The organism is Streptomyces endophyticus (genome assembly GCF_035798155.1).
Taxonomy (GTDB): domain Bacteria; phylum Actinomycetota; class Actinomycetes; order Streptomycetales; family Streptomycetaceae; genus Streptomyces; species Streptomyces endophyticus.
In genome coordinates this window covers 1-24922 of record NZ_JAOZYC010000137.1, presented here as the reverse complement: position 1 = coordinate 24922, position 24922 = coordinate 1, and the positions used below count along the sequence as shown (strand labels likewise).

General features: G+C 70.2%; 25 protein-coding genes. 8 read left to right on the top strand and 17 right to left on the bottom strand.

What is annotated here, in order from left to right; all coding sequences use genetic code 11:
• Positions 1 to 13 precede the first annotated feature (13 nt).
• Positions 14 to 1519, bottom strand: a complete 1506-nt coding sequence (locus OKJ99_RS25585; RefSeq protein ID WP_326019874.1) for a flavin-containing monooxygenase — start codon at positions 1517 to 1519, stop codon at positions 14 to 16.
• 222 nt (positions 1520 to 1741) lie between these two features.
• Here OKJ99_RS25585 and OKJ99_RS25580 point away from each other — a divergent pair, with 222 nt between their 5' ends.
• The 3 genes from OKJ99_RS25580 to OKJ99_RS25570 all read left to right on the top strand — a co-directional run bounded on the left by OKJ99_RS25580 (position 1742) and on the right by OKJ99_RS25570 (position 3802).
• The gene (locus tag OKJ99_RS25580; RefSeq protein ID WP_326019873.1) at positions 1742 to 2458 is read left to right on the top strand and encodes a class I SAM-dependent methyltransferase; all 717 of its coding nucleotides are present in this window, start codon (positions 1742 to 1744) and stop codon (positions 2456 to 2458) included.
• Positions 2459 to 2541: 83 nt separating this feature from the next.
• Positions 2542 to 3024 (top strand): YybH family protein, encoded by a 483-nt coding sequence (locus OKJ99_RS25575; RefSeq protein ID WP_326019871.1) that lies wholly within the window; start codon positions 2542 to 2544, stop codon positions 3022 to 3024.
• A gap of 109 nt (positions 3025 to 3133) precedes the next feature.
• Positions 3134 to 3802: a hydantoinase/oxoprolinase N-terminal domain-containing protein gene (locus OKJ99_RS25570; RefSeq protein ID WP_326019870.1), complete on the top strand. Its 669-nt coding sequence runs from the start codon at positions 3134 to 3136 to the stop codon at positions 3800 to 3802.
• Positions 3803 to 3898: 96 nt separating this feature from the next.
• Here the strand turns inward: OKJ99_RS25570 and OKJ99_RS25565 are convergent, their stop codons facing one another.
• Entirely contained in the window at positions 3899 to 4798 is a 900-nt protein-coding gene (locus OKJ99_RS25565; protein ID WP_326019868.1) for an SCO6745 family protein, read from the bottom strand.
• 108 nt (positions 4799 to 4906) lie between these two features.
• On the opposite strand from OKJ99_RS25565, the gene OKJ99_RS25560 reads away from it, so the two are divergent.
• Entirely contained in the window at positions 4907 to 5485 is a 579-nt protein-coding gene (locus tag OKJ99_RS25560) for a TetR/AcrR family transcriptional regulator (RefSeq protein ID WP_326019867.1), read from the top strand.
• On the opposite strand, the gene OKJ99_RS25555 is transcribed toward OKJ99_RS25560, so the two are convergent.
• Positions 5482 to 5703, bottom strand: a complete 222-nt coding sequence (locus OKJ99_RS25555) for a hypothetical protein (RefSeq protein WP_326019865.1) — start codon at positions 5701 to 5703, stop codon at positions 5482 to 5484. The genes OKJ99_RS25560 and OKJ99_RS25555 overlap by 4 nt on opposite strands.
• A 10-nt stretch (positions 5704 to 5713) precedes the next feature.
• On the opposite strand from OKJ99_RS25555, the gene OKJ99_RS25550 reads away from it, so the two are divergent.
• A complete protein-coding gene (locus OKJ99_RS25550; RefSeq protein ID WP_326019864.1) occupies positions 5714 to 8029 on the top strand; it encodes a GH92 family glycosyl hydrolase in 2316 nt (771 codons plus the stop codon).
• A 61-nt stretch (positions 8030 to 8090) separates the two neighbouring features.
• Here OKJ99_RS25550 and OKJ99_RS25545 read toward each other — a convergent pair whose 3' ends face one another.
• Positions 8091 to 8468, bottom strand: a complete 378-nt coding sequence (locus OKJ99_RS25545) for a LysR family transcriptional regulator substrate-binding protein (RefSeq protein WP_326019862.1) — start codon at positions 8466 to 8468, stop codon at positions 8091 to 8093.
• 47 nt (positions 8469 to 8515) lie between these two features.
• Between OKJ99_RS25545 and OKJ99_RS25540 the strand changes: the two genes are divergently transcribed.
• Positions 8516 to 8791, top strand: coding sequence for an amidohydrolase family protein (locus OKJ99_RS25540; RefSeq protein ID WP_326019861.1), 276 nt, complete (start codon positions 8516 to 8518; stop codon positions 8789 to 8791).
• Positions 8792 to 8843: 52 nt separating this feature from the next.
• On the opposite strand, the gene OKJ99_RS25535 is transcribed toward OKJ99_RS25540, so the two are convergent.
• From OKJ99_RS25535 to OKJ99_RS25515, 5 genes are all read right to left on the bottom strand, one after another.
• Complete coding sequence (locus OKJ99_RS25535; RefSeq protein ID WP_326019859.1) at positions 8844 to 10916, bottom strand: beta-galactosidase; 2073 nt, start codon at positions 10914 to 10916, stop codon at positions 8844 to 8846.
• Between the two features lie 43 nt (positions 10917 to 10959).
• The gene (locus OKJ99_RS25530) at positions 10960 to 11787 is read right to left on the bottom strand and encodes a carbohydrate ABC transporter permease (protein ID WP_326019858.1); all 828 of its coding nucleotides are present in this window, start codon (positions 11785 to 11787) and stop codon (positions 10960 to 10962) included.
• A complete protein-coding gene (locus OKJ99_RS25525) occupies positions 11784 to 12731 on the bottom strand; it encodes a carbohydrate ABC transporter permease (protein ID WP_326019856.1) in 948 nt (315 codons plus the stop codon). The genes OKJ99_RS25530 and OKJ99_RS25525 overlap by 4 nt, the downstream gene beginning before the upstream one ends.
• Before the next feature lie 2 nt (positions 12732 to 12733).
• Entirely contained in the window at positions 12734 to 14098 is a 1365-nt protein-coding gene (locus tag OKJ99_RS25520) for an ABC transporter substrate-binding protein (RefSeq protein ID WP_326019855.1), read from the bottom strand.
• Positions 14099 to 14204: 106 nt separating this feature from the next.
• Positions 14205 to 15212 (bottom strand): LacI family DNA-binding transcriptional regulator, encoded by a 1008-nt coding sequence (locus tag OKJ99_RS25515; protein ID WP_326019854.1) that lies wholly within the window; start codon positions 15210 to 15212, stop codon positions 14205 to 14207.
• A 176-nt stretch (positions 15213 to 15388) separates the two neighbouring features.
• Here OKJ99_RS25515 and OKJ99_RS25510 point away from each other — a divergent pair, with 176 nt between their 5' ends.
• A complete protein-coding gene (locus OKJ99_RS25510) occupies positions 15389 to 16345 on the top strand; it encodes a phosphotransferase family protein (RefSeq protein ID WP_326019917.1) in 957 nt (318 codons plus the stop codon).
• A 119-nt stretch (positions 16346 to 16464) separates the two neighbouring features.
• On the opposite strand, the gene OKJ99_RS25505 is transcribed toward OKJ99_RS25510, so the two are convergent.
• On the bottom strand, positions 16465 to 17232 hold the full coding sequence (locus OKJ99_RS25505; protein WP_326019851.1) for a hypothetical protein: 768 nt from the start codon (positions 17230 to 17232) through the stop codon (positions 16465 to 16467).
• Positions 17233 to 17373: 141 nt separating this feature from the next.
• A complete protein-coding gene (locus OKJ99_RS25500) occupies positions 17374 to 18564 on the bottom strand; it encodes a cytochrome P450 family protein (protein ID WP_326019849.1) in 1191 nt (396 codons plus the stop codon).
• Positions 18565 to 18679: 115 nt separating this feature from the next.
• On the opposite strand from OKJ99_RS25500, the gene OKJ99_RS25495 reads away from it, so the two are divergent.
• Positions 18680 to 18976, top strand: a complete 297-nt coding sequence (locus OKJ99_RS25495; RefSeq protein WP_326019848.1) for a ribosomal protein L7/L12 — start codon at positions 18680 to 18682, stop codon at positions 18974 to 18976.
• A gap of 6 nt (positions 18977 to 18982) precedes the next feature.
• Here OKJ99_RS25495 and OKJ99_RS25490 read toward each other — a convergent pair whose 3' ends face one another.
• The 6 genes from OKJ99_RS25490 to OKJ99_RS25465 are packed head-to-tail and all read right to left on the bottom strand — an operon-like array spanning position 18983 to position 24686.
• Entirely contained in the window at positions 18983 to 19168 is a 186-nt protein-coding gene (locus OKJ99_RS25490; protein ID WP_326019847.1) for a hypothetical protein, read from the bottom strand.
• Positions 19158 to 20201: an ABC transporter ATP-binding protein gene (locus tag OKJ99_RS25485; RefSeq protein ID WP_326019846.1), complete on the bottom strand. Its 1044-nt coding sequence runs from the start codon at positions 20199 to 20201 to the stop codon at positions 19158 to 19160. Before OKJ99_RS25485 ends, OKJ99_RS25490 begins: the two co-directional genes overlap by 11 nt.
• A complete protein-coding gene (locus OKJ99_RS25480; protein WP_326019844.1) occupies positions 20198 to 21241 on the bottom strand; it encodes an ABC transporter ATP-binding protein in 1044 nt (347 codons plus the stop codon). Before OKJ99_RS25480 ends, OKJ99_RS25485 begins: the two co-directional genes overlap by 4 nt.
• Positions 21242 to 21249: 8 nt before the next feature.
• Positions 21250 to 22143, bottom strand: coding sequence for an ABC transporter permease (locus tag OKJ99_RS25475; protein ID WP_326019842.1), 894 nt, complete (start codon positions 22141 to 22143; stop codon positions 21250 to 21252).
• On the bottom strand, positions 22136 to 23062 hold the full coding sequence (locus OKJ99_RS25470) for an ABC transporter permease (RefSeq protein ID WP_326019840.1): 927 nt from the start codon (positions 23060 to 23062) through the stop codon (positions 22136 to 22138). Before OKJ99_RS25470 ends, OKJ99_RS25475 begins: the two co-directional genes overlap by 8 nt.
• Positions 23063 to 23090: 28 nt before the next feature.
• Complete coding sequence (locus OKJ99_RS25465; RefSeq protein ID WP_326019839.1) at positions 23091 to 24686, bottom strand: peptide ABC transporter substrate-binding protein; 1596 nt, start codon at positions 24684 to 24686, stop codon at positions 23091 to 23093.
• Positions 24687 to 24922: the final 236 nt, after the last annotated feature.

Here is a 24922-nt window from a genome sequence, read left to right as displayed (position 1 = left end):
GCTGGGCCGGCTGTCAGGCGGCGCGGGTCGGCTCCTGTGCCTCGGCGGCCGGCAGGCCCGCCTTCTCGAAGCGCAGCGGGCTGTCGTCGATGGGGGCGTTCTGGAGCATGGCGCGGTCGCGGTAGTAGTTGTTCCACAGCCGCCACGGGTCGCGGGTGCCCTGGCGCGGCATGACCTTGTCGGCGCGGGCGATGTAGCCGGAGGTCAGCGCCTCGCCCATGACGGAGAACTCGGAACGGTCGCCGTCGGAGGCCACCGGGGTGGCGATGTCGTGTCCGTTGCGGCGCATGTGCGCCAGCAGGCGGGCGGTGTAGTCGGCCGCCAGGTCCGCCTTCAGGGTCCAGGAGGCGTTGGTGTAGCCGATGACGAGCGACATGTTGGGCACGCCCTCCAGCAGGACGGCCTTGTAGAGCACGCGGTTCGTGACGTCCACCGGGCTGCCGTCGACGGTCACGTCCATGCCGCCCATGAGTTGGACGCTCAGACCGGTCGCGGTGACGACGATGTCGGCCTTGAGCTCCTCGCCGGACTTCAGGCGGATGCCGTCGGCGGTGAACGTGTCGATGTGGTCGGTGGCGATGGCCGCCTTGCCGCGCTTGAGCACCTTGAACAGGTCGCCGCCGGGAACGACGCACAGACGCTGGTCCCAGGGCTTGTAGTTCGGGCTGAAGTGGCGCATGTCGACGCCCTTGCCCGCCTGGGCCCGTACGAGCCCGAGTAGCGCCTTGCGGGCGAGGCGGGGGTACTTGCGGCAGAAGGCGTAACTCCCGCGCTGCAGCGCGATGTTGCGGGTCCGGACCACCTTGTGCGTGAGCCGGGCGGGGGCGCGCAGCTTCTTCATGACGGAGGTGAGCGGGTCGACCTTCGGCAGCGCCAGGACGTACGTGGGCGAGCGCTGCAGCATGGTGATGCTCGCGGCCTTGTCGGCCATCGCGGGCAGCAGGGTGATGGCGGTGGCGCCCGACCCGATGACGACCACGCGCTTGCCGGTGTGGTCGAGGTCCTCCGGCCACTGCTGGGGGTGCACGAGGGTGCCCTGGTAGTCGGCCTCGCCCGGGAATTCGGGGCGGTAGGGCTTGTCGTAGTCGTAGTAGCCGGTCGCGCCGACGAGGTAGCCGGCACTGTACGACTCGCGCTCGCCGGTGCCCTCGTCCTCGACCTCGACGGTCCAGCGACCGGTCGCGTGCGAGAAGTCGGCGCTGATGGCGCGGCGGCCGAAGCGGGTGCGCTCCAGGATGCCGCCGTCGGTGGCGGCGTCCTCCACGTACTGGCGGATCTGTGCGCCATCGGCGAGGATGCGCGCGTCGGTCCAGGGCCGGAATCCGAAGCCGAAGGTGGGCATGTCGGAGTCGGACCGGATGCCGGGGTACCGGAAGAGGTCCCAGGTGCCGCCCACGCGGGCGCGGCGCTCGAGTACGACGAGCGAGGCGCTGGGGTTGTCGCGCAGGACATGGCGCGCGGCGCTGATGCCGGATATTCCGGCACCGATGACCAGGACGTCGACGTGCGGCTGCTCCATCGCGGAGGGTCCTCGCTCTCGCTCGTGAGCCCCTGAGAGAGACAGGGACGGAGGGTTCAACGCCGCTCGGGGCGTTGGCGGTTACTCAGACACGTGGTTCTCATCTGCGCGGTACCCGCAATTTACCTGCGACACTCTGTTTCAGATACCGTTGGTAACGTGACGTGGGTCACACAGGGCGACTCGCGTGGCGTGACCTAACACCCGGGCCCGGCGCATCAGTTGGCGACAGGCTGCACGTCATCGCGCCCTGAACCGCTCCGAAAGGTCGCCGCGGGCCGGTTCGCGGATCCGGTGGCGGTGCGGCTGCTGCGGGACGCGGAGCGGGTGCCCGTGATCCTCGGCGCCGGCCTGGACACCCGCGCCTGGCGCCTGACCGGGCTCGCGCACACGGATGTGTGGGAGGTCGACCACCCCGCGTCCCAGCAGGACAAGCGCGCCCGGCTCACCGAGGCCGCGGCCACGGCGGAGCTGCCGCCCGCGGCCCGCTCCGTACGGTTCACGCCCGTCGACTTCGCCGTCGACGATCTCGGCGCCGCGCTGGACGCCGCCGGACACGACCCGTCCGCACCGACGACCTGGCTGTGGGAGGGCGTCGTCCCCTACCTCACACGCGACGAGGTGCGCACCACGCTGGCCACGCTCGCCGCCCGGACGGCCCCCGGCAGCACCCTCGTCGTGAACTACCAGTCCCCGTCGGCGAAGGCGACCGTTGGGCGACTGCTGACACGCGTGCTCGGGAATTCCGTCACGAGGGGTGAGCCGTGGCGCTCACTGTGGAAGCAGCGACAACTGGCCGCGCTGCTCGCGGAACACGGCTGGTCGGTGGCGTCGGACGACGACCTGCTCACCGTCGCCCACTCCCTCGGCAGCCCGACGCGGGGGCGGAGCTCCTTGCGGTCGGGACGCGTGGCGGTGGCGGAAACGGCCCACGGGTGAACCGGACGGCCCCGACCGTTACCGTGGCCCCTCGCCGGCACCACTCGGTGCACTTGGTCCCTCAGCACGGTCGGAGCCCCCGCATGCCCACCACCCCCTCGCCGCCCGCCCTCCCGGCCCTCGCCCGACCGGGCGCCTCCCCCGCCGACACGGCCGCCGTCTGGTCCCTGATCACCGGCATGTACGAGGCGTACGCCGCCGGGGACCGGTCGCTCATCGACTCCTGCCTCGACCCGTCGGCCACCATCTGGGACTCCGCCGGCGGGCCGCTGGTGGAGGGGCAGGCCGACCTCGACCGCCTGCGCGCGGCACGCCCCGCGGCGGGCGAGGGCCCCCAGGAGACCGGGCTGTTCCCGTACGCCCCGGCCGTCGATGTCTTCGGGGACACGGCCCTGCTGCGCCACTGGCTGCGGGTCACGTTCGCCCCCGCCCCCGACGGCACTCCCCTGCGTCCGGAGCTCAGCCGCAACACGGCACTGCTGCGCCGGGGCGCCGACGGCCGCTGGCTGATCGTGCATCTGCACGAGGACGTCGAGCAGAGCGGCGGCGTGCCCGAAACCGACTGAACCGTGCGCCGCGCACGGTGCCGCCGTCGAATCCGTGCAGCGCGCACACGTCGCCGCCGACGCCCGCCGATAGCGTCCGCTCATCCCTTGACACAAGCCGGGAGGCGGCATGACGTACCGGGTGGCCATGGACATCGGTGGCACCTTCACCGACGTCGTCGCGTACGACGAGACGCGCGGCACCTATCTCGCAGCGAAGGCACCGACGACGCCGGGAGACCTGGCCGAGGGCGTGTTCGCCTCGCTGGGCAGGGCCGTCGACGAACCGGGTGACATCTCGTTCTTCGTGCACGGCACCACACAGGGCCTCAACGCCCTGCTCGAACGCAAGGGCGCCCGCGTCCTGCTGCTCGCCTCGGCCGGGATGCGGGACGTGTACCGCATCGCCCGGGGCAACCGCGACCGCATGTTCGACCTCCACTACCGCAAGCCGACCCCACTGGTCGACGCCGCGGACACCGCGGAGGCGGGCGGCCGCCTCGACTCGCGCGGCACCGAGCTCGAACCGCTCGACGAGGAGGCCGTACGCGCCGCCGCCCGGCGGGCCCGCGCCGAGGGCTTCGCGGCCGTCGCGGTGTCGTTCCTGTTCAGCTACGTCGACCCGGCACACGAACTGCGCGCCGGGGAGATCCTCTCGGAGGAGCTGGGCGACGACGTGATGGTCGTCCTCTCCCACCAAGTGGCCCGTGAGTGGCGGGAGTACGAGCGACCCGCCGCCCGATTCGGACACCGGGCCCCAGGCGAGGCCGCCGGGGATCATGCCGAGGGCGACGGCTGACAACACCCCCGCGGCCGGCCGCTCCGGGACGACCGGCGCCCTCCTTGTCGACGACCGGCGCTCTCCTTGTCACGGCAGGCGGCTCGTTCCACCCCGTCACACCTTCCCGATCCCCAACGTGTTCGTGCCCGGCAGCAGACCCGACCCGAGGACCGCGACCCAGTACTCCCCCAGCAGGTCGCCGAACCGGTCCAGGTCGGACGCGCCCAACGCCTGCCAGGGCGCTGCCGCCAGCTCGTCCGTGTGACGCTCGACCGTGGCGCGCAGGGCACGTCCCGCCTCGGTCGCCGTACCGTCCGTCTCCAACAGGCCGCGCTCGACGAGCCGTTCACGCGCGGCGGACCATTCCTTCTCACTCCAGCCGCGGCTGGCGAAGGTCTCCTCGGGCGCCGCCCCGATCGCCGCGAACGACACCAGCGACTCCACCGGGTCGAGTCCCGCGACCATCAGCGCCGCGAGGTGGCCGTCCCCGCGGTGCTCGCGCAGGATCGTCGCGGCCTGCCAGAGCACCAGGTGCGGCGCGGCGGGCCAGGGCTGCGCGGCGTTGGCGGCGGCCAGTGGCCGGCCCGCGTGCACGGCGGCCTCCGCGACGCGGCGGGCCAGGGCGGCGGCCTCGGCGAGCTCCGGGCTTTCGACACCGTCACCGTCACTGTCACCGTCACCGAAGAGCGAACGGTAGGCCCGGTCGACGGCGCGAAGGCGGGCGGCCAGAACGTCCCCGGGGGCCGCGACGTCCCACACGGAGGGGATGTGCTGCCCGACCGTCTCCGGGCTGAAGCTGTAGAACGCGGACGTCACCTGCTCGCTCCCGACCGGCCCGAGCGGCGCGGCCCGCCAGGCGAAGTAGGTGGGCCAGCGGCCGGGTTCGATGCCGAGCCGGCCCGACTCCTCGAAGGATTCCGGGGCGAAGTAGGCCACCGCGTGCAGCGGCTCCAGCAGGTGCCACAGCTGACGTACACGGCCGAGATCGATCCGATCCACGCTCTGTGCCGACATAACGCTCTCCCCAGTCCCCAGTGACCCGCACAGTCGAACTTGACAGTGACTAGATTCCTCGCCGCGCCCAAACTTGTCAATGCCTAGATTCGGCGTAGCCTGCTGACCATGCCCACCGCCAAGAGCAGCTCGTACCATCACGGGGACCTGCGCCGCGCCATCCTGGCGGCGGCCCTGGACGTCATCGCCGCCGAGGGGCCTGGCGCCCTGAGCCTGCGCGACCTCGCCCGTCGCGCCGGCGTCTCGCACGCGGCCCCCGCCCACCACTTCAAGGACCGCACGGGCCTGCTCACCGCGATCGCCGCGGAGGGCTTCGCACTGCTGGCGGACGCCCTGGCCGAGGCGGCGGAGCTGCGCGAACGCGGGGTGCGCTACCTCCGGTTCGGCATCCAGCACCCCGCGCACTTCCAGGTCATGTTCCAACCGGACCTGCTGCGCACCGACGACCCCACCCTGCTCGCCGCCCGCGCCCGTGCGGGAGCCGAACTGCGCTCCGGCGTCGCCGCGGTACCGGAGAGCGGTCGAGGCGACGACGCCCGACTCGCGGGCATCGCCGCCTGGTCACTCGCCCACGGCTTCACCACGCTCCTGCTGAGCGAGAACCTGCGCGACCCGGTGGACGGGCGGGACCCGGAGGACGTGTTCCGGTCGCTGACCAAGCTGCTGTTCTCCGACAGCCAGAGCTAGGACCTCCCCCCGCCCACCTCAACAGCCCCTGCACCCTCATCCATTGACGAATCCCCTCCCCCAAGACAAAGATCGACAGGAACCGCACCGACAACGTTGTCTAAGGAGAGGATCGCGATGAGAGCGTCGCCATCACCGAACTCACCGAACGCGCCGAGATCCCTCACACCGCCGAGAGCTTTCAGGTCGCTGATACGCACCGTCACCGCCGCGTTCATCGTCACCACCGTGGCCGCCGCGTCCCTCACGCCCGGCGTCGCGAGTGCCAAGGAAGCGGGGCCCGGCTTCGCCGCCGACCCGACCAGCCTGGTCGACACCTCGATCGGCAACAACGGTGACGGGACCACGTTCCCCGGCGCGACCACGCCCTTCGGCATGGTCCAGCTGAGCCCCGACACGCAGCTGAACAAGTACGCCTCGTACGACTACGCGCAGGACACCATCCTCGGCTTCAGCCACACACACCTCTCGGGGGTCGGCTGCCAGACGATGGGCAATATCCGGTTCATGCCGACCACGGGCGCGGTGACCTCGTCCGATCCGGCGCAGTACGGCGCGAAGTTCAGCCATGACAACGAGACCCGGTCGCCGGGCTACTACGGCGTGAAGTTCGACAACGGCATCAAGGCCGAGCTGTCGGCGACGAAGCGGACCGGTCAGCACCGGTACACCTTCCCCAGCGGTTCGGGCGCGGAGAACGTCCTCATCGAGGCCGGGGAGAGCAACGGCAGCACCTACGCCGGAGACATCAAGGTCGTCGGCGACAACACCGTCGAAGGGTGGGTGCAGGGCGGCAACTTCTGCGGGGAGACCGGCAAGGAGCGCTACCGGGTCTACTTCAGCGCCAAGTTCGACCGGACGTTCTCGAAGTTCGGCACGTGGAGCGACGGCACCCTCACCCCGAACCAGCGTGAGGCCTCGCGGGGCGACAAGCGCGCGGGCGCCTGGCTGTCGTTCGACCCGGCCAAGGGCGACAAGGTCGGCTCCTCGGTGGGACTCTCGTACACCTCGGTCGACGGTGCGCGCCTCAACCGCGGTGCCGAGCAGCCGAGTTCGTTCGACCGGGCCCGCTCCGGCGCGCACGACGCCTGGAAGGGCGAGCTGAACCGGATGCGCGTCGCCGGTGGTTCCAAGGCCGACCAGCGCACGTACTACAGCGCCCTGTACCGCTCGCTGCTGCACCCGTCGATCGGCTCCGACGTCGACAACCGCTACCGAGGATTCGACGACAAGGTGCATCGCGGGGATTCCCCGTACTACCAGATGTTCTCGCTGTGGGACACCTACCGCTCGCAGAACCAACTGGTCGCACTGCTGCACCCGGACAAGGCCGCGGACATGGCAAAGTCCCTGCTGCGTGTCTACAAGGACGGTGGCTGGCTGCCGCGCTGGGGCCTCGGCAACAGTGAGACGAACGTGATGAGCGGCGACCCCGTCACCCCGTTCATCGTCGACCTCTACAACCGCGGTCTGCTCGACGACCACACCTCGCGCGAGCTCTTCGACGCGCTCTGGAAGAACGTCAACGAGGTGCCGGCCGACCAGTCGACCTTCCGTGGCCGCGACGGCAACCCGACGTACGTCAAGAACGGCTTCGTCGGTTACCAGGACCTGCCCGGTTACAAGTACGGCGACAGCCGCCAGGCCGGCTCGGCCACGCTCGAGTACGCGCTCGGCGACTGCGCGCTGTCCACGATGGCCGAAGGACTCGGTCACAAGGACAAGGCCGCGACGCTCGCCTCGCGCTGCGGAAACTTCGCCAAGCTGTGGGACTCCAAGGTCACTTCGCAGGGCTTCACCGGGTTCCCCGTGACGAAGAACGCGGACGGCAGCGTCGCAGGTGACAGCGACCCGACCCAGTCCGGCGCCTTCCACGAGGGCACGGCCTGGCAGTACCAGTGGCTCGCGCAGCAGGACCCGCAGGCCCTCTACGGCCTGATGGGCGGCAAGAAGGCCGCCGAGCAGCGGCTCGACAAGTTCTTCGACATGCCGACCGTGCTCAGCGACCCGGCGAAGGCCGCCAAGGACTCCTGGGTGACCGGCGCGTACGACTACCACAACAACTTCGCGTTCAACCCGAACAACGAGCCCGACTTCCACGCTCCGTGGATGTACGCGTGGACCGACACCCCATGGAAGACCTCCTCGGTGCTGCGGGCCATGCGGACGCTCTTCACCGACGACCCGTACGGCATGCCCGGCAACGACGACCTCGGCGCCACGTCGTCGCTGCTCGTCTTCGCCATGGCCGGTGTCTTCGAGGTCCAGCCCGGCTCGGCCAAGTACGTCCTGTCGGCCCCGATGTTCGACAAGGTCGAGATCCGCCCGGCACACGGCCGCGGGATCAGTATCGAGGCACCGGGCGCGGACGCGTCGAAGCTGCAGTACGTCTCGTCCGTGACCACGGGCAAGGGCACCCCGCTGCGCCAGAGCTGGCTCTCCCACAAGGACCTGCTCGGCGCGGGCACGATCGGCATCAAGCTCTCGGACAAGCCGACGAGTTGGGGCGCGAACGCGGCGCCGCCTTCGGTGGCCGGGAAGTGAGGTGGCGGGGCGCGGTTCCTCGATCGCCGAGGGCCGCGCCCCGCTCGCGCGTCGGTGCGCGCTACGGCGTCACCATCCCCGGAAACACCTCAAGCCGCTCCTCGCAGTACGCCCGTAGCCCCTCCACGTAGGAACGGATCGCTTCGCAGGCGTAGTGCGAACGGTCCCAGCCGGCGTACAGGGGGACGGTGAGTGCGTCCTCCAGTGCGTTCACGACGAGTGCTGTCAGGTCGAATCGAGGGTGGTCGAACACCGAGGAGCCGGTCTCGGTGACCGCGGCGGGGACGACGCCGGCCCGGGTGAACGCCTCGTCGACGACCAGGCGGGCGGCGTTGGAGCGGGTCATGAGGATGAGCGGTTCGGTGGCGAGGTCGGCCAGCGGAACGTTCGTGCGGCCGTGCCACGGGTGACCGGTGGCGACCTGCACGGCGTCGCGCAACGGACGCGCCGGTCGTCGCGGCCTCGCCCATCCTGAGCATCCACGACATGGTCAACCGGCGCACCGCCTCCGGCGCCCCCATCGCCCCGCACGAGGCGGTCACCGCCGAACAGGCCCTGCACGCCTACACGGTGGGCTCGGCCCACGCCGTGCACGAGGAGCACATCAAGGGGACCCTGCGCCGCGGCATGCTCGCCGACTTCACGGTCCTCGACGACGACCTGCTGGGGGTCGCTCCCGAGCGCATCCGGGATGTGGGGGTCGTGGCGACGGTGGTCGGCGGGGAGGTCGCGTATGGGGAGGGGCGGCTCGCGGCGGGGTGACCGCCACGTCCGGTGGCGTCGCCGGGTCCGGCCGGACCCGGCGAGTTGGCCCTCAGCGAGGCGTTTCCTCAAGAACGCGGACGTCCCAGGGGCCCAGCGCGATGTCATCCCCGGGTTCGTGGACGGCGCCCGTCAGGACATCGCGCGCGGTCTCCGGCACCGTGAACGACCGCGGCTCCCATGACCAGTTGTGCAGGAAGCGGACCCGGCGGCCGTCACGGGAGGTGGCCGACGTGGCGGTGACGCTGGGGGCCTCCGGTTCCCAGTCCGTCTGCGGCACGGACCAGCGGAACAGGGAGCGCCCCAGCACCGGGTCCGGCACCGTGCCCACGTAGGTGATGCGACCGTCCCCGCACGGGTGGGTGGTGACGGCCGGCCAGCGGCCGAAGTGCGGGTGCTCGTAGGAGGCCAGGGGCTGTGCGCCCGTCGAGGTCAGGCCGTCCGCCCAGTGCAGCGCACGCGCCTCCGTCGGCAGCGGGAAGGCCTCCGTGCCGTGGACCGTGAGCGGTGTCGTCAGATTGCTGAACTCGTCGTAGGTCACCCCGGCGGCCTCGGCGAGGCGCGCGGGCTGGTTGTCCGTGCGCGCGCGGGCCTCGTGGTCGGCGTACGCGGTGCGCGGGCCGATGATCAGGTGGCCGCCCTGCTCGGCGTAGGTGGTGAGGAGGTCGAGGGTGGCCTCGTCGGCCGCGTAGTAGGCGGGGGCGACGAGCACCGGTGGCAGGTCGGCGGCCGCGGCCGGGAGTTGGCCCGGGTGCAGCACTCGCGCCTGGAGGCCCGCGTCGAAGGCGCCGCGGTAGAAGGCGTCGAAGATGGTCTGGTACGCGTTCGGGTCCGCTCCCCCGTCCGCGCGGGCCAGCGGGGGCTGGGCCCGCAGCGCCCACTTGCTGGGGCCCGCGTAGAGGAAGGCGACGTCGGCGTCCGGGGTGAGCCCCGCCACCAGGTCGCCCGCCGTCTCCAACTCGGCCCCCAGTGCGGCGAGTTCTCGGTAGACGCGGCCTGGGCGGCCGTTGTGGGGCAGGACGCCGCCCCAGTAGGTCTCGGTGCCGAAGTGCAGCGTGTGCCAGTGCCAGTACTCGATCATCGAGGCGCCACGTGAGATCAGCGCCCAGGCGGCCTGCCGGTACTGGCCGTCGTACGCGGGCTGGTTGTGGTGACTCCCGCCGATGGCCTGCGCGTTGGTCTCGGTGACGAGGAAGGGTTCCTGTCGCGAGGAGTACATCCGGTCCGCGCTGCGGTACAGGGCCCAGGTGCCAGAAGTGGTCCAGTTCTGCGCGGACTGCGACACTTCTGGGTGGGTGAGGCCGTCCTGCATCGCGTAGTAGGGGTTGCCCGCGGTGACGTCGAGGCCACGCGTCAGTTGATCGTCCTCGACGCCGGGGCGTTCGTAGGAGATGCAGGTGGTGACGAACTGGTCGGGCCGCGCGTACTCGCGCACGATGTCGGCCTGCCAGCCGATGAATTCGGTGGTGAGGTCGGCCTGGAAGCGGCGCCAGGCCAGGTCGTACTGGGGCTGGGCGTTGTTGTCGGGGGTCCACAGATCGGCCCAGGTGGCGAGCCGGTGCGACCAGTACACCAGGCCCCACTCCCGGTTCAGCGTCTCCACGTCGCCGTACTGGGCGCGCAGCCGGTCGGTGAACTGTTGGAAGACGCCGTGGTTGTGCAGGAGTTCGTTTCCCGGTTCGTTGTCGACCTGGAAGCCGGTGACGGCCGGGTGGGAGGCGTAGCGTCCGATGATCTTTCGGATGACGCGCTCGGCGTGGAAGCGGAACGCGGGGTGGGTGAAGTCGACCTCCTGGCGGGCACCCCAGCCGATCCGCTGCCCCGTCCTGCGCTCCCCCGCGATCTCCGGGTAGAGGCGGGCGAGCCACGGCGGCACGGCGTACGTCGGGGTGCCGAGGACGACGGAGATGCCGCGCTCGTGCGCGCCGTCGAGGACGGGCCGCAGCCAGTCGAGATCGAAGCGGCCGTTGTCGGGCTCCCAGGTCGACCAGACGGACTCGCCGACCCGGATGACGGTGAAACGGGCCTCGGCCATCTGGTCGAGGTCGTCCTTGAGCCGGTCGTGCGGCTGGTACTCGTGGTAGTAGGCGGCACCGAACAGGACGCGGTCCGGGAGGTCGAACATGCTTCTCCTATAAGGGAGTTGAGGATGCGGACAGGTGGCGCCGTCAGCCCTTGACCGCGCCCGTGGACAGGCCCTCCAGGAGTTGCTTGCGCAGGAGGACGAAGACGAGGACGGCGGGGAACACCGCGAGCACGGATCCGGCGAGGACGAGGTCGTACTGCCGGTTCTCGGCGCGGAAAAGGGTCTGCAGGCCGAGCGGGAGGGTGTACTGGGAGCTGTCGGAGACCAGGACGAGCGGCCACAGGAAACTGTTGTAGCTCTGCAGGAACTGCCAGACGCCGAGGGCTCCGAGCGAGGGTCGCAGCAGTGGCAGCACCACGCGCCGGAAGATCCCGAACTCGCTCGCGCCGTCGATGCGGGCGGCCTCCAGGATCTCGTCCGGGACGCTCTGCACGATGTACTGCTGCATCATGAAGATTCCGAAGGCGGGCGCCACCCACGGGACGATCAGCGCGAACCACGGACTGCCGAGCCCGGACTTCACGAGGATCACGAACAGCGGCACGAGGATCACCGCGAACGGGATCGACAGGGAACTGAACATCACGCCGAACAGGAACCGTTTCCCGGCAAAGCGGAACTTGGCGAAGCCGTATCCGGCCAGGGCGCACACGAACACCGACACCACAGTGGCGAGCAGCGCGACCACGGCGCTCATCAGGAACCAGCGGCCGAAGGGCTGCTCGGCCAGCAGCGAACGGAAGTTGGCGAGGGTCGCGGGCGACGGGACGAGCTTGGGCGGGTAGCCGAAGATGTCGCCACGCCGTTTGAGGGAGCCGCTGAGTGCCCACAGCAGCGGCGCCGTGAAGGCGAGCAGCAGCACGCCGAGGGTGGTGTACAGGAGCGGGCGGCGCAGCATCGTGACGTTCACTGGGTCCTCCCGATGCCGAGCAGTCGGTTGAAGAGCCGGCTGAGGGTGAAGACGACGACGAACAGCACGACTCCTGCGGCGGCCGCGTAGCCGAACTGCTGGCGCTCGAAGGCCGCCCGGTAGATGAACATGGCGACGGACAAGGTCGCTTCGGCCGGTCCGCCGCCGGTGAGCAGATACGGCTCGTCGAAGATCTGCGCGGCCCCGATGAAGGAGGTCACCGCGACGAACGCGGCCACCGGTTTCAGCGCGGGCAGGGTGACCGTGAAGAAGGTGCGCACCGGCCCGGCGCCGTCGATGGATGCGGCCTCGTACAGCTCGCGCGGCACGTTCTGCAGTCCGGCGAGGAAGAAGATGGTGAGGTAGCCGGTCCAACGCCACACCATGACAAGGGAGATGGCGACCTTCGACAGCGTCGGATCGCCCAGCCAGTCCACGGAGCCGGTGCCGAACAGGGCCCGCAGTACCGAATTGAGCAGGCCGAACTGCCGGTCGAAGATCAGCCCGAAGATCAGGGCGACGACGATCGGTGACACCACGATCGGCACGAAGTACGCGGTCCGCCACAGGTCGCGGGCGCGTACCCCGCGGGCGTTGATGGCCTGGGCGACGAAGAGCGCGGCGGGCACGATGACCAGCAGACTGACCAGGACGTAGATCCCGGTGTTGCCGAGCGCCCGGTGGAAGCTCGCGTCCGTCAGCAGGTGTGCGTAGTTGCGCGGGCCCACCCAGTGCGGGGCGCCGAGCCCGACCCACTCGCACAGGCTGAGCCAGAGCGCCACCGCGATGGGCACCAGCATGAACAGCACGTAGAGCACGTAGAAGGGGGCGATGAACAGGTACGGGTGCAGGGCCGCGCGGCGGGCCCTGGTGTCGACCGGGGCGGTGGCACCCGAGCGCGCCGGGCGGGCGCGCAGCGATGTCGATGTCGATGTCGATGTCATGGCTACCTCCCCGCCTGGTCGCGGAAGTCCGCTGCCGCCTTGCGGATGGCGGCACGGGGAGTGAGATCACCTCGGTAGGCGCCGAGCAGGCAGCCGGCGAGCACGTCGTTGAGGATCGACTGATCGGGGCTGACGTACACACGGGGTACGTCGTCGAGGAGCGCGGTGTAGACATCGAACGGGCGCTGCCCGCCGAGGTACGCGTCCGTGGTGCGCAGCAGGGCCTTGTCCCGGTAGACGGAGGCGCGGGTGGGCAGATAGCCGAGGTCGTGGAAGCGTCTGACCTGCGCCTCGTGGGTGAGGTAGGTGCTGCGCAGGAACTCGGCGGCGGCGAGGGTGTTGGGCTTGCCCCGCAGCACGCCGAATCCGGTGCCTCCCGTGGTGGCGGTGGCGTGGCCGCCCGCGGCGAACCGGGGCGGGGCCGCCATGCCCCATCTCCCTTTCTGTTCGGGCACGTTGGGCATCAGTCCGTAGATCTTGAACCAGGTCGCCATGAGGACGCCGATCACCTTGCCCTGCTTGAGCGCGGCCTGCATCGGGCCGCCGAAGTAGTCGGAGACAGGGGTGATGAAGCCGGCGCGCAGACCGCGGCAGATGAACTCCAGTGCCTCCACTGCCTCGTGCGAGTCGAGGGTGAGTCGCTGGTCCTTGTCGAAGAGGCCGCCGCCGCGCTGGTTGAACAGCATTTGGAAGGACTGGACGACCTGGTTGACGTCGGGCCCGGTGACGACGGCGTTGAGCGCGACACCGTGTTCGCGGTGGGCTCGTTCGCCGATCCGGGCGAACTCCTCCCAGGTGTCGGCCCCGGCCGGCAGCCCGTACTTCTCGAAGAGGTCCCTGCGGTAGTAGTGCACGATCAGCGGGGTGTCGGAGTCCAGTCCGTAGAGCTTGCCGTCCTTGCTGAACGGGGCGGTGCGCGCGGGCAGCAGATCCTCCTTCAGGCCCGGCGTCCTCGCCACGTCCTCGCCGAGGTCGCGCAGCAGCCGCTCGGCGATGTCACCGCGCAGCATCCGCGGAAAGGCGCTCATCTCGAAGCCGACCATGTCCGGCACGCCACGCTCGGCGACGGCCTGGGCGAGCAGCTTGGTGACAAGGTCGGGCGCGCCCGCCCGCGTGGTGCTCAGGTGGTACGCGAAGTCGGTGAGCCGGTTGGCGGCCGGGATCGAGCGGGTGAAGAAGTCCTCGTAGTTCTGGTCGTGGGTCCACAGGGCGAGGGTGACGTCGCCGGATGTACGCGGCGTGGTGGCACCCTGCCCGCAGGCGGTGAGGGCGGCGGTGGCACCGAGCCCGGCGGCGCCGCGGAGCAGGGCGCGGCGGGACGGGGGTCGGGTGGGCGAGGGGTGGAGGTGGCGGCTCGGGGTGAACACACGTGACTCCTCACGTGGTGCGGAGTGGGGCCGGGGCCGTGGAGATGCATGTGGGCAGGGCGGGGCTGACCGGTGGGTGTTCCGGCCTGCCGGTACGGCTATGTGGTCAGGTGCGAGGTCGTGGTGCGGTGGATTCTCGTACCACCAACTCACTGGCCAGTTCGGGATGTTCAGCCGGGTGGGGCTTGCCCTCGATCATGGCTGTCAGGACCTCGACGGCGCGGGTCGCGACGGTCTCGAAGTCCTGGCGGACGGTGGTCAGCGGCGGGGTGAGGTACGCGGCCGCGGGAGTGTCGTCGAAACCGACGACACTGACGTCCTGCGGTACGCGGCGCCCGGCCTCGGTGAAGGCACGCAGGGCGCCGAGTGCCATCTCGTCGTTGGCGGCGAAGACGGCGGTGACATCGGGGTCGCGGGCCAGGCGTCGGGCCGCACGGTAGCCGGAGGCCGGGGTCCAGTCCCCCGCGGCGGCGAGCGGTGGCGCCACGACGCCGGCCGCCGCCAGCGCCGCACGCCAGCCCCGCTCGCGGTCGCGGGCGCTGAACCAGTTGTCGGGGCCGGGGATGTGCCGGACGGTTCGATGCCCGAGGGTGAGCAGGTGCTCCGTGGCGGCTCGGGCGTCGGCCACACCGTCGGCGCTGACCACGGCGCTCGCGGCGCCGGACAGTTCGACGGGTTCGCCCAGGCTCACCATCGGCACGTCGCAGCGGAACCGGAGTGGCGAACCGTCGTCCACGGGCTCCGACAGCACGATGCCGTCGACCCCCTCGGCCAGCAACGAGGCGACAGCAGCGGCGAGGCTCCGGTCCCGGCCGTCGCGGGTACCGGCCAGGGCGAACGCGTAGCCGACCCGCTGCATGGCCCGTTCCAGCGCCATGAGGAGGGTCGTGGGTCCGTAGTGTGCGCTGCCGAGCGAGATCACACCGATGCGGCGGTGCTTTCCCCGGAGCAGCGCGCGGGCCGTGTTGTTGGGACGGAAGTCGAGGTCGCGGATGGCCCGGTGCACGCGCTCGCGGATCTCCGCGCTCACGTACTGCTCACCGTTGACGACGCGGGACACCGTCTTCTGCGAGACACCGGCGGCACGGGCCACGTCGGTCATGGTCGTCGGCATGCGCCCTCCGGTGGTTGACCTGTGGGCATGACTACGTAGTCAGGCCATAGTTCATACGGCCGAAACCGGCGTCAATACCTTTCGCACGACGTTCGACGGGCCGGACGAGCCCTCGACGCGCCCCGTGCGAAATCCACTTGTGCGTCCCGCCGCCCGGATGATGCGCTGGCCCGGTGATCGATCACGATGAGACAGCCGATGAATCGGCCACCGTCCGGCCGTCGACGTCTGCGTGGGTGGAGCGGTTCCTTGAGGCCGGGGAACGGGTCGCTCGCGTCGAGGCGTTGCACGGTGGTGTCACCGCCGAGATGCGGAGGCTGACCGTCGCCGTGCGGGGCGGAGGCACCCGTGAGCTGGTGCTGCGCAGTTACGTGGATCCGTTCTTCGTGGATCGCGCCGAGGACGCGCTGGACAGGGAGGCCGGCGCGCTGGCCTTGCTCGCGGGGGCGAGCGACGTAACGGCTCCTGGGCTGATCGCTGCCGACCCGACCGCGGCGCACTGCGAGTATCCCTCGCTCCTGATGACACATCTGCCGGGTCGTACGTTCCTCGGCGACGAAAGGCTGGAGACGCGGGTCCGGCTGATGGCGCGTCAGCTCGTGGCCATTCATGCGGTGCATCCCGATGAACAGCCCCCGAAATACGAGGCGTTGAGCACCGCCGACACCATCGTGGTTCCCGAGGGAGCCGACTCCGCCGCGTGGGCCGCGGCGATCGACATCATCCGTGCGCCCGCGCCGCCCTACGAAGGGCGCTTCCTGCACCGGGACCTCCACCCCGGCAACGTACTGTTCGACGCTCCGCCGACCCGGATCACCGGCGTCGTCGACTGGGCCGGGGCCTCCTGGGGCCCGACGGACCTCGACGTGGCGCACTGCTGCACCAACCTCGCGTTGCTGCACGGACCGGAGTGGGGCCAGCGGTTCGCCGACGCGTACGAGGACGCCGGCGGGGCACTCGCCGACGACGCGGGCGCGCGGCTGTACTGGCGGGTGCGGGACGCGCTCGCGTTCTCGGAAGAGGTGCACGTGGTGGCGCGGCCGTGGCGGGAGGCGGGGAGGACGGAGCTGACGACGCGGGTGGTGGAGGGGCGGTTGGATGCGTATGTCACTGAGTTGATGTCACGGGCCTGAGGTCACCGGGCTGGTGGGCGTTCCGTTGTCACCGGACTGATGGGTGTTCGGTCGTGGTCGGGCCATGGCGGGCCCGCCCGTAAGAGGCCAGCCCGCCGTCCGCCACGCACCGCCGAACGTCAGTAGCGATGCCCCGGCCAGTGCGGATGCGTCCAGCGCTCCTCGCCGGTGAGGGCGAGCAGCCCTATCCGACGTTGCAGTTCCGGCGAGGCACCAGAGGCTCGGAGCCGCGGCGCGGCGTGGCCGTGGAGCCAGGCCGCCAGTTCGGCGCTCATCTGCTCCTCGTCGTTCTCGTACCAGTTGACGAACCAAGGGAGTTGGTCGCCGAGGAGCTCGTACTCCCACTCCTCCGCTGCCTCCACGAGCCGCTGGTCACTGAGGTGGCCCGGCTGCTGCTCCCAGTCGGCGAGCCAGGGCGCGACCGTGCCGGACGCCTCGGCGCACATGGCCATCACCTGGTGCGCCGGGACGGCCGCGGTCGGGTCCGTGAGGCTCTGCGCCCACCAGGCGTGCAGAAATTCGCGTACCGCACCGGCCTGCTCATCGGGCCACCGCTGCCAGCGGCCACGGGCGAAGGAATCCCCTGCCTCCTCCAGCCCGAACAGCGGATCGACGCGACCGGCCACCAAGGCAGCAGCGAACTGCGGCAGGACGCGGCGCAGCACCGCCCCGTGATCCGTCCAGTCGATGGCCTGCCAGGTGCGGCGCAGGAGGTCCGGGTCCAGCTCCACGTCGGGCGTCTTGAGGAGGGACAGCTCCTCCGCGCTCCCCCAGTGACACTCACAGTTGGCCTCGTCCGGACGTGCGGTCATCCCGTGGAAGACCGTGGCGAGATCGGACAGAGCGGCGTCGAGTCTGCGGCGAGCAGGGTGGTCGGCTGGATGCATGACGGTGACCCGTACCTTCAAGGACTCCAGAGCGACCTCCGCCGCCTGAAGATCCCGACCTTACTGGAGTGGGCAGAACCGCACGACCTCTTATTCGGTGGCGCGGACACATCGACGGTGCGGCTCATCGATGGCGCCGAGCTACGTCTCCGCAGCCACGACGGGAAGCGACGATAGACCCCGCACAAGACGGGTCCTTCGCCACACCAACTCGTCTGCCGGCACCGCCAGATGGAGCGCCGGGAAGCGCGCCGAAACGGCTCGCAGCACGATCTCCATCTCCGCCTTGGCCAGGGGTGCTCCGACACAGCGGTGGATGCCGTGGCCGAAGGCGAGGTGTGCGGCGGCATCCCGGTCCAGATCCAGCTCGTCCGGCACCGGGAACCGCAACGGGTCCCGGTTGGCCGCTCCGAGGGCGACCAACACCGGGACGCCTGCGGGGATCTCGGTACCGCCGAGCGTGACGTCCTCCGTGGTGAACCGGAAGGTGGACGTGCTCACCGCGGAGTCGAAGCGCAGGAGTTCGTCCAGGGCATCGGGGATGTCGTTCGGGTCGCGCCGCAGGCGGTCCAGTTGGGCCGGATGCCGCAGCAACGCCAGGAGTGCGTTGCCGAGGGCGTGGGTCGTGGTTTCGTGTCCGGCCACGAGCAACAGGACGGCCAGGGACACGAGTTCAGGTTCACTCAGCCGGTCTTCTCCGTCGCGAGCGGCGATGAGCTGGTCCAGGAGGGAGCCGCCGGTATCGCCGCGCTTGGCGGCGATCAGGTCCGTCATGTACTCCGCCATCGCGTGCGAGGCCGCGTCGATGACATCGGGCTCCCCCGCCGCGAACAGCTCCGCGGACCAGCGCTGGACGTCGGGCCGGTCGGCCGGCGGGACTCCGAGCAGTTCGCAGATCACGACGACCGGGAGCGGCACCGCCAGGCCGGCCACGAAGTCGAAGGGCTCACCGACGTGCCACTGATCCAGCAAGTCCTCGGTGACGCGGGCGATGAACGGTCGCAGCCGGGCGACGGCCCCGGTCGTGAACGCCTTCGTCACCAGTTTACGAAGCCGGGTGTGCTGGGGTGGGTCGCTGGCGAGCATGGTGTGGGCGACCGCGGGGTGCAGGCGCCGACGCGATCCCTTGCCCGCGAAGAAGACGGCCGTGTCCTTCGAGAGCCGGGGGTCGTGGAGGGCTTCCCTGGCTTCCGCGTAGCCGGTGACCACGTAGTTGGTGCGGCCGCCGGGACCTGCCGCCGGTACGGGCTGGACCGGACAGGTGGCCCGCATGGCCGCATAGGCCGGGTAGGGGTCCCGGAGGAAGCGGGGGTCCTGGGTCGGATCGGTCATGGTCTCAGGCTCCATTGGTGTGCGGCCGGCCGTCCTCGGCGACACGCTCGACGCGGTGGGCGACGACCGGCAGGCGGCCCGTACACGACACCCACATCGCTTAGGATCACCGCCCATGGACATCGCAGCAATACTCCTCCTCCTCGTCGGTGTACTCATCGCGGTCGGCACCATCGAGCGCAAGGTCGACCGCGCCGACCGCAGGTCCGCCCGCATCGAGCGGAAGCTGGACCTCGTGGCCGAGCACCTGGGCATCGAGACCGACACACTCGTCCCTGGACTCGACGGCGTACGGGGCCTGTTGCGGGACGGCAAGAAGATCCCGGCCATCAAGGCCTACCGCGAGGCGACCGGCGTGGGCCTCAAGGAGGCCAAGGACGCGGTCGACCGCATCGAGTCCGACATGAGCTGACCCAGGTCAGCGGGCCACGTCGATCCGGGTGACATGGTCCTCGCCGCCTGGCCCGGTGGCCGACTTGTCCAGGACGTGGGCGGTACGGCCGTTCGCGGACAGGGCGATGGAGAGGGGGCCGTCACCAGTGGGGAGCAGGCGCGGTTCGGAGGAGCCGGGGGCCGGCGGCGCGGACGATGCGTCACCCCTCACGCCCGGCGCCGGACGCGTTCACCACCCCGTCGTCCGCCCCGAGCAGCTCCCCCGCGAAATGACATGCCGTCAATCGGCCGTCCACTTGCGCCAGTTCCGGCTCCACCTGTCGGCACACGTCCCGCACCACCGGACACCGTGTGTGGAACCGGCACCCCGAAGGCGGGTTCACCGGAGAAGGCGGGTCACCTGCGAGGACGATGCGGCGGCGGCGCGGAGCGTCGGGATTGCGGATCCGGTCGAGGGACGGCTCGGCGGACAGCAGGGCCTGGGTGTAGGGGTGGCCGGGACGTTCGTAGAGGCGGGAGGCGTCCGCGTACTCGGCCACCTTGCCCAGGTACATGACCGCGATCCGGTCGGAGACATGGCGTACGACGCCGAGGTCGTGGGAGACGAAGACCAGGCTGAGGCCCAACTCCCGTTGCAGGCGCAGCAGCAGGTTCACCACCTGGGCCTGTACGGACAGGTCGAGGGCCGAGACGGGTTCGTCGCACAGGAGGACGTCGGGGCCGAGGGCGATGCCCCGGGCGATGCCGATGCGCTGGCGCTGGCCGCCGGAGAACTGGTGCGGGAAGCGGTCGGCGTGTGCGGGCTCCAGGCCCACCAGTTCGAGGAGTTCCTCGACCCGGCGGCGGCGCCCCTGCTTCGGGATGGCATCGGGATGGATGTCGTACCCCTCCCCGATGATGTCGCGTACGCGCATGCGCGGGTTGAGCGAGGCGTACGGGTCCTGGAACACCACCTGGACGCGGCGGCGCCAGCGGCGCAGTGCGGCGCCGCGCAGCCGGCCGACGTCCTGGCCGTCGAAGGTGAGGCTGCCCGCGGTGGGCCGTTCCAGCGCGCACAGCAGCCGCAGCAGGGTCGACTTGCCGCAGCCGGACTCGCCGACGATGCCGAGGGATTCGCCCTTGCGCAGTTCGAGGTCGACTCCGTCGACGGCGCGGACCAGGGACTTGGCGCGTCCGGGCCGCAGCCGGGGCGCGGTGTCGTAGTGCTTCGCCAGGCCGGTCGCCTGGAGGAGTACGTCGCTCATGAGGCGCCTCCGGCCAGTGAGGGGGTCTCGGTGGTGTCGAGGGTGTCCGCGAGGTGGCAGGCGGTCTTGCGGGGGCCGCCGCTCGACAGGGCGCGCAGCGCGGGGCGCTCGGTGGCGCACAGATCGATCGCCTTGGGGCAGCGCGGCCTGAAGGGACAGCCGGTCGGCAGGCGCAGCATGTTGGGCGGGGTGCCGGGGATGGCGGGCAGTTCGAGGCCCTTCATTTCGCTCGACGGCATCGAGCGCAGCAGACCCTGGGTGTAGGGGTGGGCCGGGTCGCCGAGGACGAGCGGGGTGGGGCCCGATTCGATGACCCGGCCCGCGTACATGATGACGAGGTCGTCGGCGATCTCGGCGGCGACGCCCAGGTCGTGGGTGATGAGGACGACGCCCATGTCGCTGTCCTGCTGGATCTCCTCCAGGAGTTCGAGGATCTGGGCCTGGACGGTGACGTCGAGCGCGGTGGTCGGTTCGTCGGCGATGAGCACCTCGGGGCCGAGCGCGAGTGCCATGGCGATCATGACGCGCTGGCGCATGCCGCCGGAGAACTCGTGGGGGTAGTCGCGCACCCGTGCGCGGGCGGTGGGGATGCCGACCCGGTCGAGCATGTCGGCGGCCCTGCGCATGGCGTCCTTGCGGGACATGCCGCGGTGCACCTGGTACAGCTCGGCGATCTGGCGGCCGACGGTGTGCACGGGGTTGAGGGCGGACAGGGCGTCCTGGAAGACGAGCGAGATGCGGCTGCCGATGATCCGGCGGCGCTGCTTCTCGGGGATCGCGATCAGGTCCTGGCCGTCGAAGAGGGCGCTGCCCGCGCGGACACGTCCTGGTGGGGTGTCCAGGATGCCGGTGATGGCCTGGGTGGAGACGCTCTTGCCGGAGCCGGACTCGCCGAGGACGACGAGGGTCTTGCCGCGGTGCAGGGCCCAGGAGACCTCGTCGACGGCGCGCAGGGTGCCGCCCTGCGTGTCGAACTCGACGGTGAGGTCGGTGACTTCGAGCAGCGGGGCGGTGTGTTCGACGGTATCGGTGGCGGTCATGTCCGTGCTCACTTCCGCAGCTTCGGGTCGAGCGCGTCCCGCACGGTGTCACCCATCATCATGAAGGACATCACCGTCAGGGTCAGGAACAGCGCGGGGAAGACGAACAGATGGATGTCGTCGCGGTAGGACGCGGCGATGGCGATCTGCAGACCCCAGGAGATGGTCGGCGGCTGCAGTCCGATGCCCAGGAACGTCAGCGCGGCCTCGGTGCCGACGGCGACACCGACCGAGAGTGTGGTGAGGGAGAGCAGTGGCGCGACGGAGTTCGGGAAGATGTGTTTGCGCAGGATGTGCGGGGCGGTCGCCCCGAGCACCCGGGCGGCGAGCACGTACTCGCGGCTGCGCACGGACAGCACTGTGGAGCGCATCAGGCGCATCCCGGCGGGCCAGCCGAGCAGCACGATGACGAACGCGATCGTCCACACCGAGCGGGCCGAGAACGCCTGCAGGATGACGATCATCGCGACGATGCCGGGCAGTGCGAACAGGACATCGGCGGTGCGGGAGACCAGGCCGTCGACGAACCCGGGGAAGTATCCGGCGAGCATGCCGAGGGTGCAGGCCACCACGAAGCCGACGAGGCTGACGGAGACGCTGACCAGGACCGAGGGGCGGGCGCCGTAGATGACGTTGGCGAAGTAGTCGCAGCCCTGGATGTCGTAGCCGAACCAGTGTGCCGCGGACGGGCCGATCTTGCTGTACCGCAGGTTGCAGGCGGTGGGATCGGCGGAGGTGAACAGGCGTGGGAAGGCCGCCATCGCGACGATGACGAGGATCACCACACCGGACAGGACGAACCGCGGCTTGCGCAGCAGTTCGCGCAGGGCCGCGGCGCCCGCGGGGGCGTCCTCGGCGGTCGGCTCGGTCTCGGTCGCCACGACCAGGGCGGGGCTAGACATGACGCACCCGCGGGTCGAGGAGGCCGTAGAGCAGGTCGACGATGAGGTTGACGACCATGTAGCCGATGAGCAGGACAGTGGAGAGAGTGACGACGACTCCGCCCTCCTTCATTCCGATCGAGCGAAACATGAACTGGCCGATGCCGTTGAGGTTGTAGATGCCTTCGGTGATGATCGCGCCGCCGAGCGTGCCGGCCAGGTCGAGCCCGATGTACGTGATCACGGGGAGCAGGGCGTTGCGCAGCACGTGCCGCCACAGGATCCGCTGCGGGGACAGTCCCTTCGCGCGGCCGGTGCGCACGAAGTCGGCGCCCGCCACCTCCGCGAGGCTGGTGCGGGTGATGCGGGCGAGCCCGGCGAAGCCGAGGACGCCGAGGACGGTGGCGGGCAGCAGATAGCTGGTGGGCCAGCCGTCGGCGCTGCCGGAGACCGGGAACCAGCCGAGCTGGACGCTGAACACGGACTGGGCGAAGAACATAACGACGAGGCCGGGCACGGCGAGCACCGCGAGGGTGGCGCCGAGCAGTGCCCGGTCGACGAGGCCGTCGCGCCGCCAGCCGGCGTAGATGCCGAACAGCAGGCCGAAGACGGTCTGGATGGCGAGGGCGGTCAGTCCGAGCTGGAGGGTGACCGGCCAGCGCAGGGCGAGCTGTTCGCCGATGTCCTGGCCGTCGAAGGTCTGGCCCAGGTTGCCCTGCAGCAGGTTCCCCATGAAGTGCAGGTACTGGGAGAACAGCGGATCGTCGAGGTGGTAGTAGGCGCGCTTGGCCGCGATCACCGAGGGGGCGAGCGGCTTGCCGCCGGACAGTGCCTGTATGGGGTCGCCGGGCAGGGCGAACACCATCGCGTAGACGATGAACGTCACGATGATCCCGATCGGCACCATGATGATCAGGCGCCGGAGCGCGTACCTGAACATCGTGTATCTCCTTGTGGTGTCGGGGAGTTCAGCGGGAGACGGTCGACCAGACCGGATTGAGTCCGGCGTACGGGGAGTCGAGCGGCTCGACCCCGGGGGCGTGCAGATAGGCGTCCGGCTTGTGGTACAGCGGGATCATGGGCATCTGTTCGGCCTCGAGGTCCTCGGCGGCCTGGTACTTCTTGATGGCGGCGGCCGGGTCGGCGAGCGCGTTGCCCTCGTCGATCAGCTTGTCGAGGGCGGGGTTGCTGTAGCGGGCTCCGTTCACGTCGCCGTGGCTGCCGACGATGGGGGTGAGCCAGTCCTCGATGGACGGGTAGTCGTGGCCCCAGCCGCCCAGGTACATGCCGTCGACCTTGCCCTTGCTGAACAGGGCGCTGAGGTCGATGGCGGGCTTGCCGACGTAGGCGACCTTGATGCCGAGGCTCTGCCGCCACATGTTGCCCAGCGCCTCGGCGAAGACTCGCTGCCCGGGGTCGTCGCTGTTGTAGTACATCTTCAGCGTGCCCGGGAAGCCGCCCGCCTGCTTCAGCAGCTGCTTGGCCTTGGCGATGTCCAACGTGCAGGCGCCACAGGTGTGTTCGCGGTACCCGGGCAGCGAGGGCGCGGTGAACGAGGTGGCGGGAAAGGAACCCGCGCGCAGCTTGGTGAGCGCCTTGCGGTCCAGGGCGAGCGACAGAGCGCGGCGCACCTTCGGGTCCTTGTACGGGGCGGAGTTGACCGGCGGGACGAGGTAGGTCATGTTGACCGCGGCCTTGGACACGGCACCCTTGCCGGGGGCGTCCTTCTTGTAGGTGTCGCCCTTGGTGTCGGGGACGATGGTGTAGTCCACGTTGCCCGCGAGGAACTCGTTGTAGGCGGTCTCCGGGTTGGAGAAGAACCGGTAGGTGAGCTGGTCCGCTTCCGGGCCCTTGAGGGGGTACTTCTTGTTGCGGACCATGACGACCGGCTGCCCGGCCTTCCACGGGGACTTGAGCTTGTAGGGCCCGTAGCCGATCGGCTTGTGGTCGTAGCTGTCGGGGTCCTTGAGCACTTCGGGGGCGAGTGCGACGGAGCCGTAGTACATCAGCGTCGTCGGGTACGGGGAGAAGGCCTTGTCGAGCGTGACCCGGAAGGTGAGGTCGTTGATCACCTTCAGGCCCGACATCGTTGTCTTCTTGGGTTTGCCGCTCGCTGGGTTGAGGTTGTCGTAGCCCTTGATGCGGCTGAAGAAGCCGTTGTTCTTGTAGCCGTGGGGGGCGTAGGCCGTGTAGTTCCAGGTGTCCACGAACGCCTTGGCGGTCAGCTTCTCGCCGTTGGTGAACGTCCAGCCCGGCTTGAGCTTGATGGTCCAGGTCCTGGCGTCCTTGGAGGTGACCGAGTCGGCGACCACGTACTTCAGCTTGCCGGTCTTCTGGTCGAGGTCGGTGAGCGGAGCCCACATGGCCCAGGCGAGCTGGATGCTGGTGGAGCTGTTGTCCTTGGCCGGGTTGATGGCGGGTATCTCGTTCTTCGACGCCACGACGACGGACTTCTTGCCGCCCGAGGCGCCGTCGTCGGAGCCGCTCCCGGACGAGCAGGCACTGGCCGCCAGCACGACCGCGAGGGCGGTGACGGCGTGGGCCGCATGACGAGATCGACGCATGCGCTTCTCCTTGGTGTCTCGGGGTGTGTGGACTTGGGTGTCTCGGGGGTGCGTGGACCGCGGGTGGTGCTCGTCGGCGGGGACCGGTGGGGAATCAGCCGGCGCGCGAGCCGGGGGAAGCCAACCGGTCGGCGAGTAACGGCAGTTCGGCCGCGTCCGCGCACGCGGCGATCCAGAACGTGCGCGAGGGCCGGGAGCCGGTGCGTATCGACGAGAAGACGGCGGTCGTCAGCGGC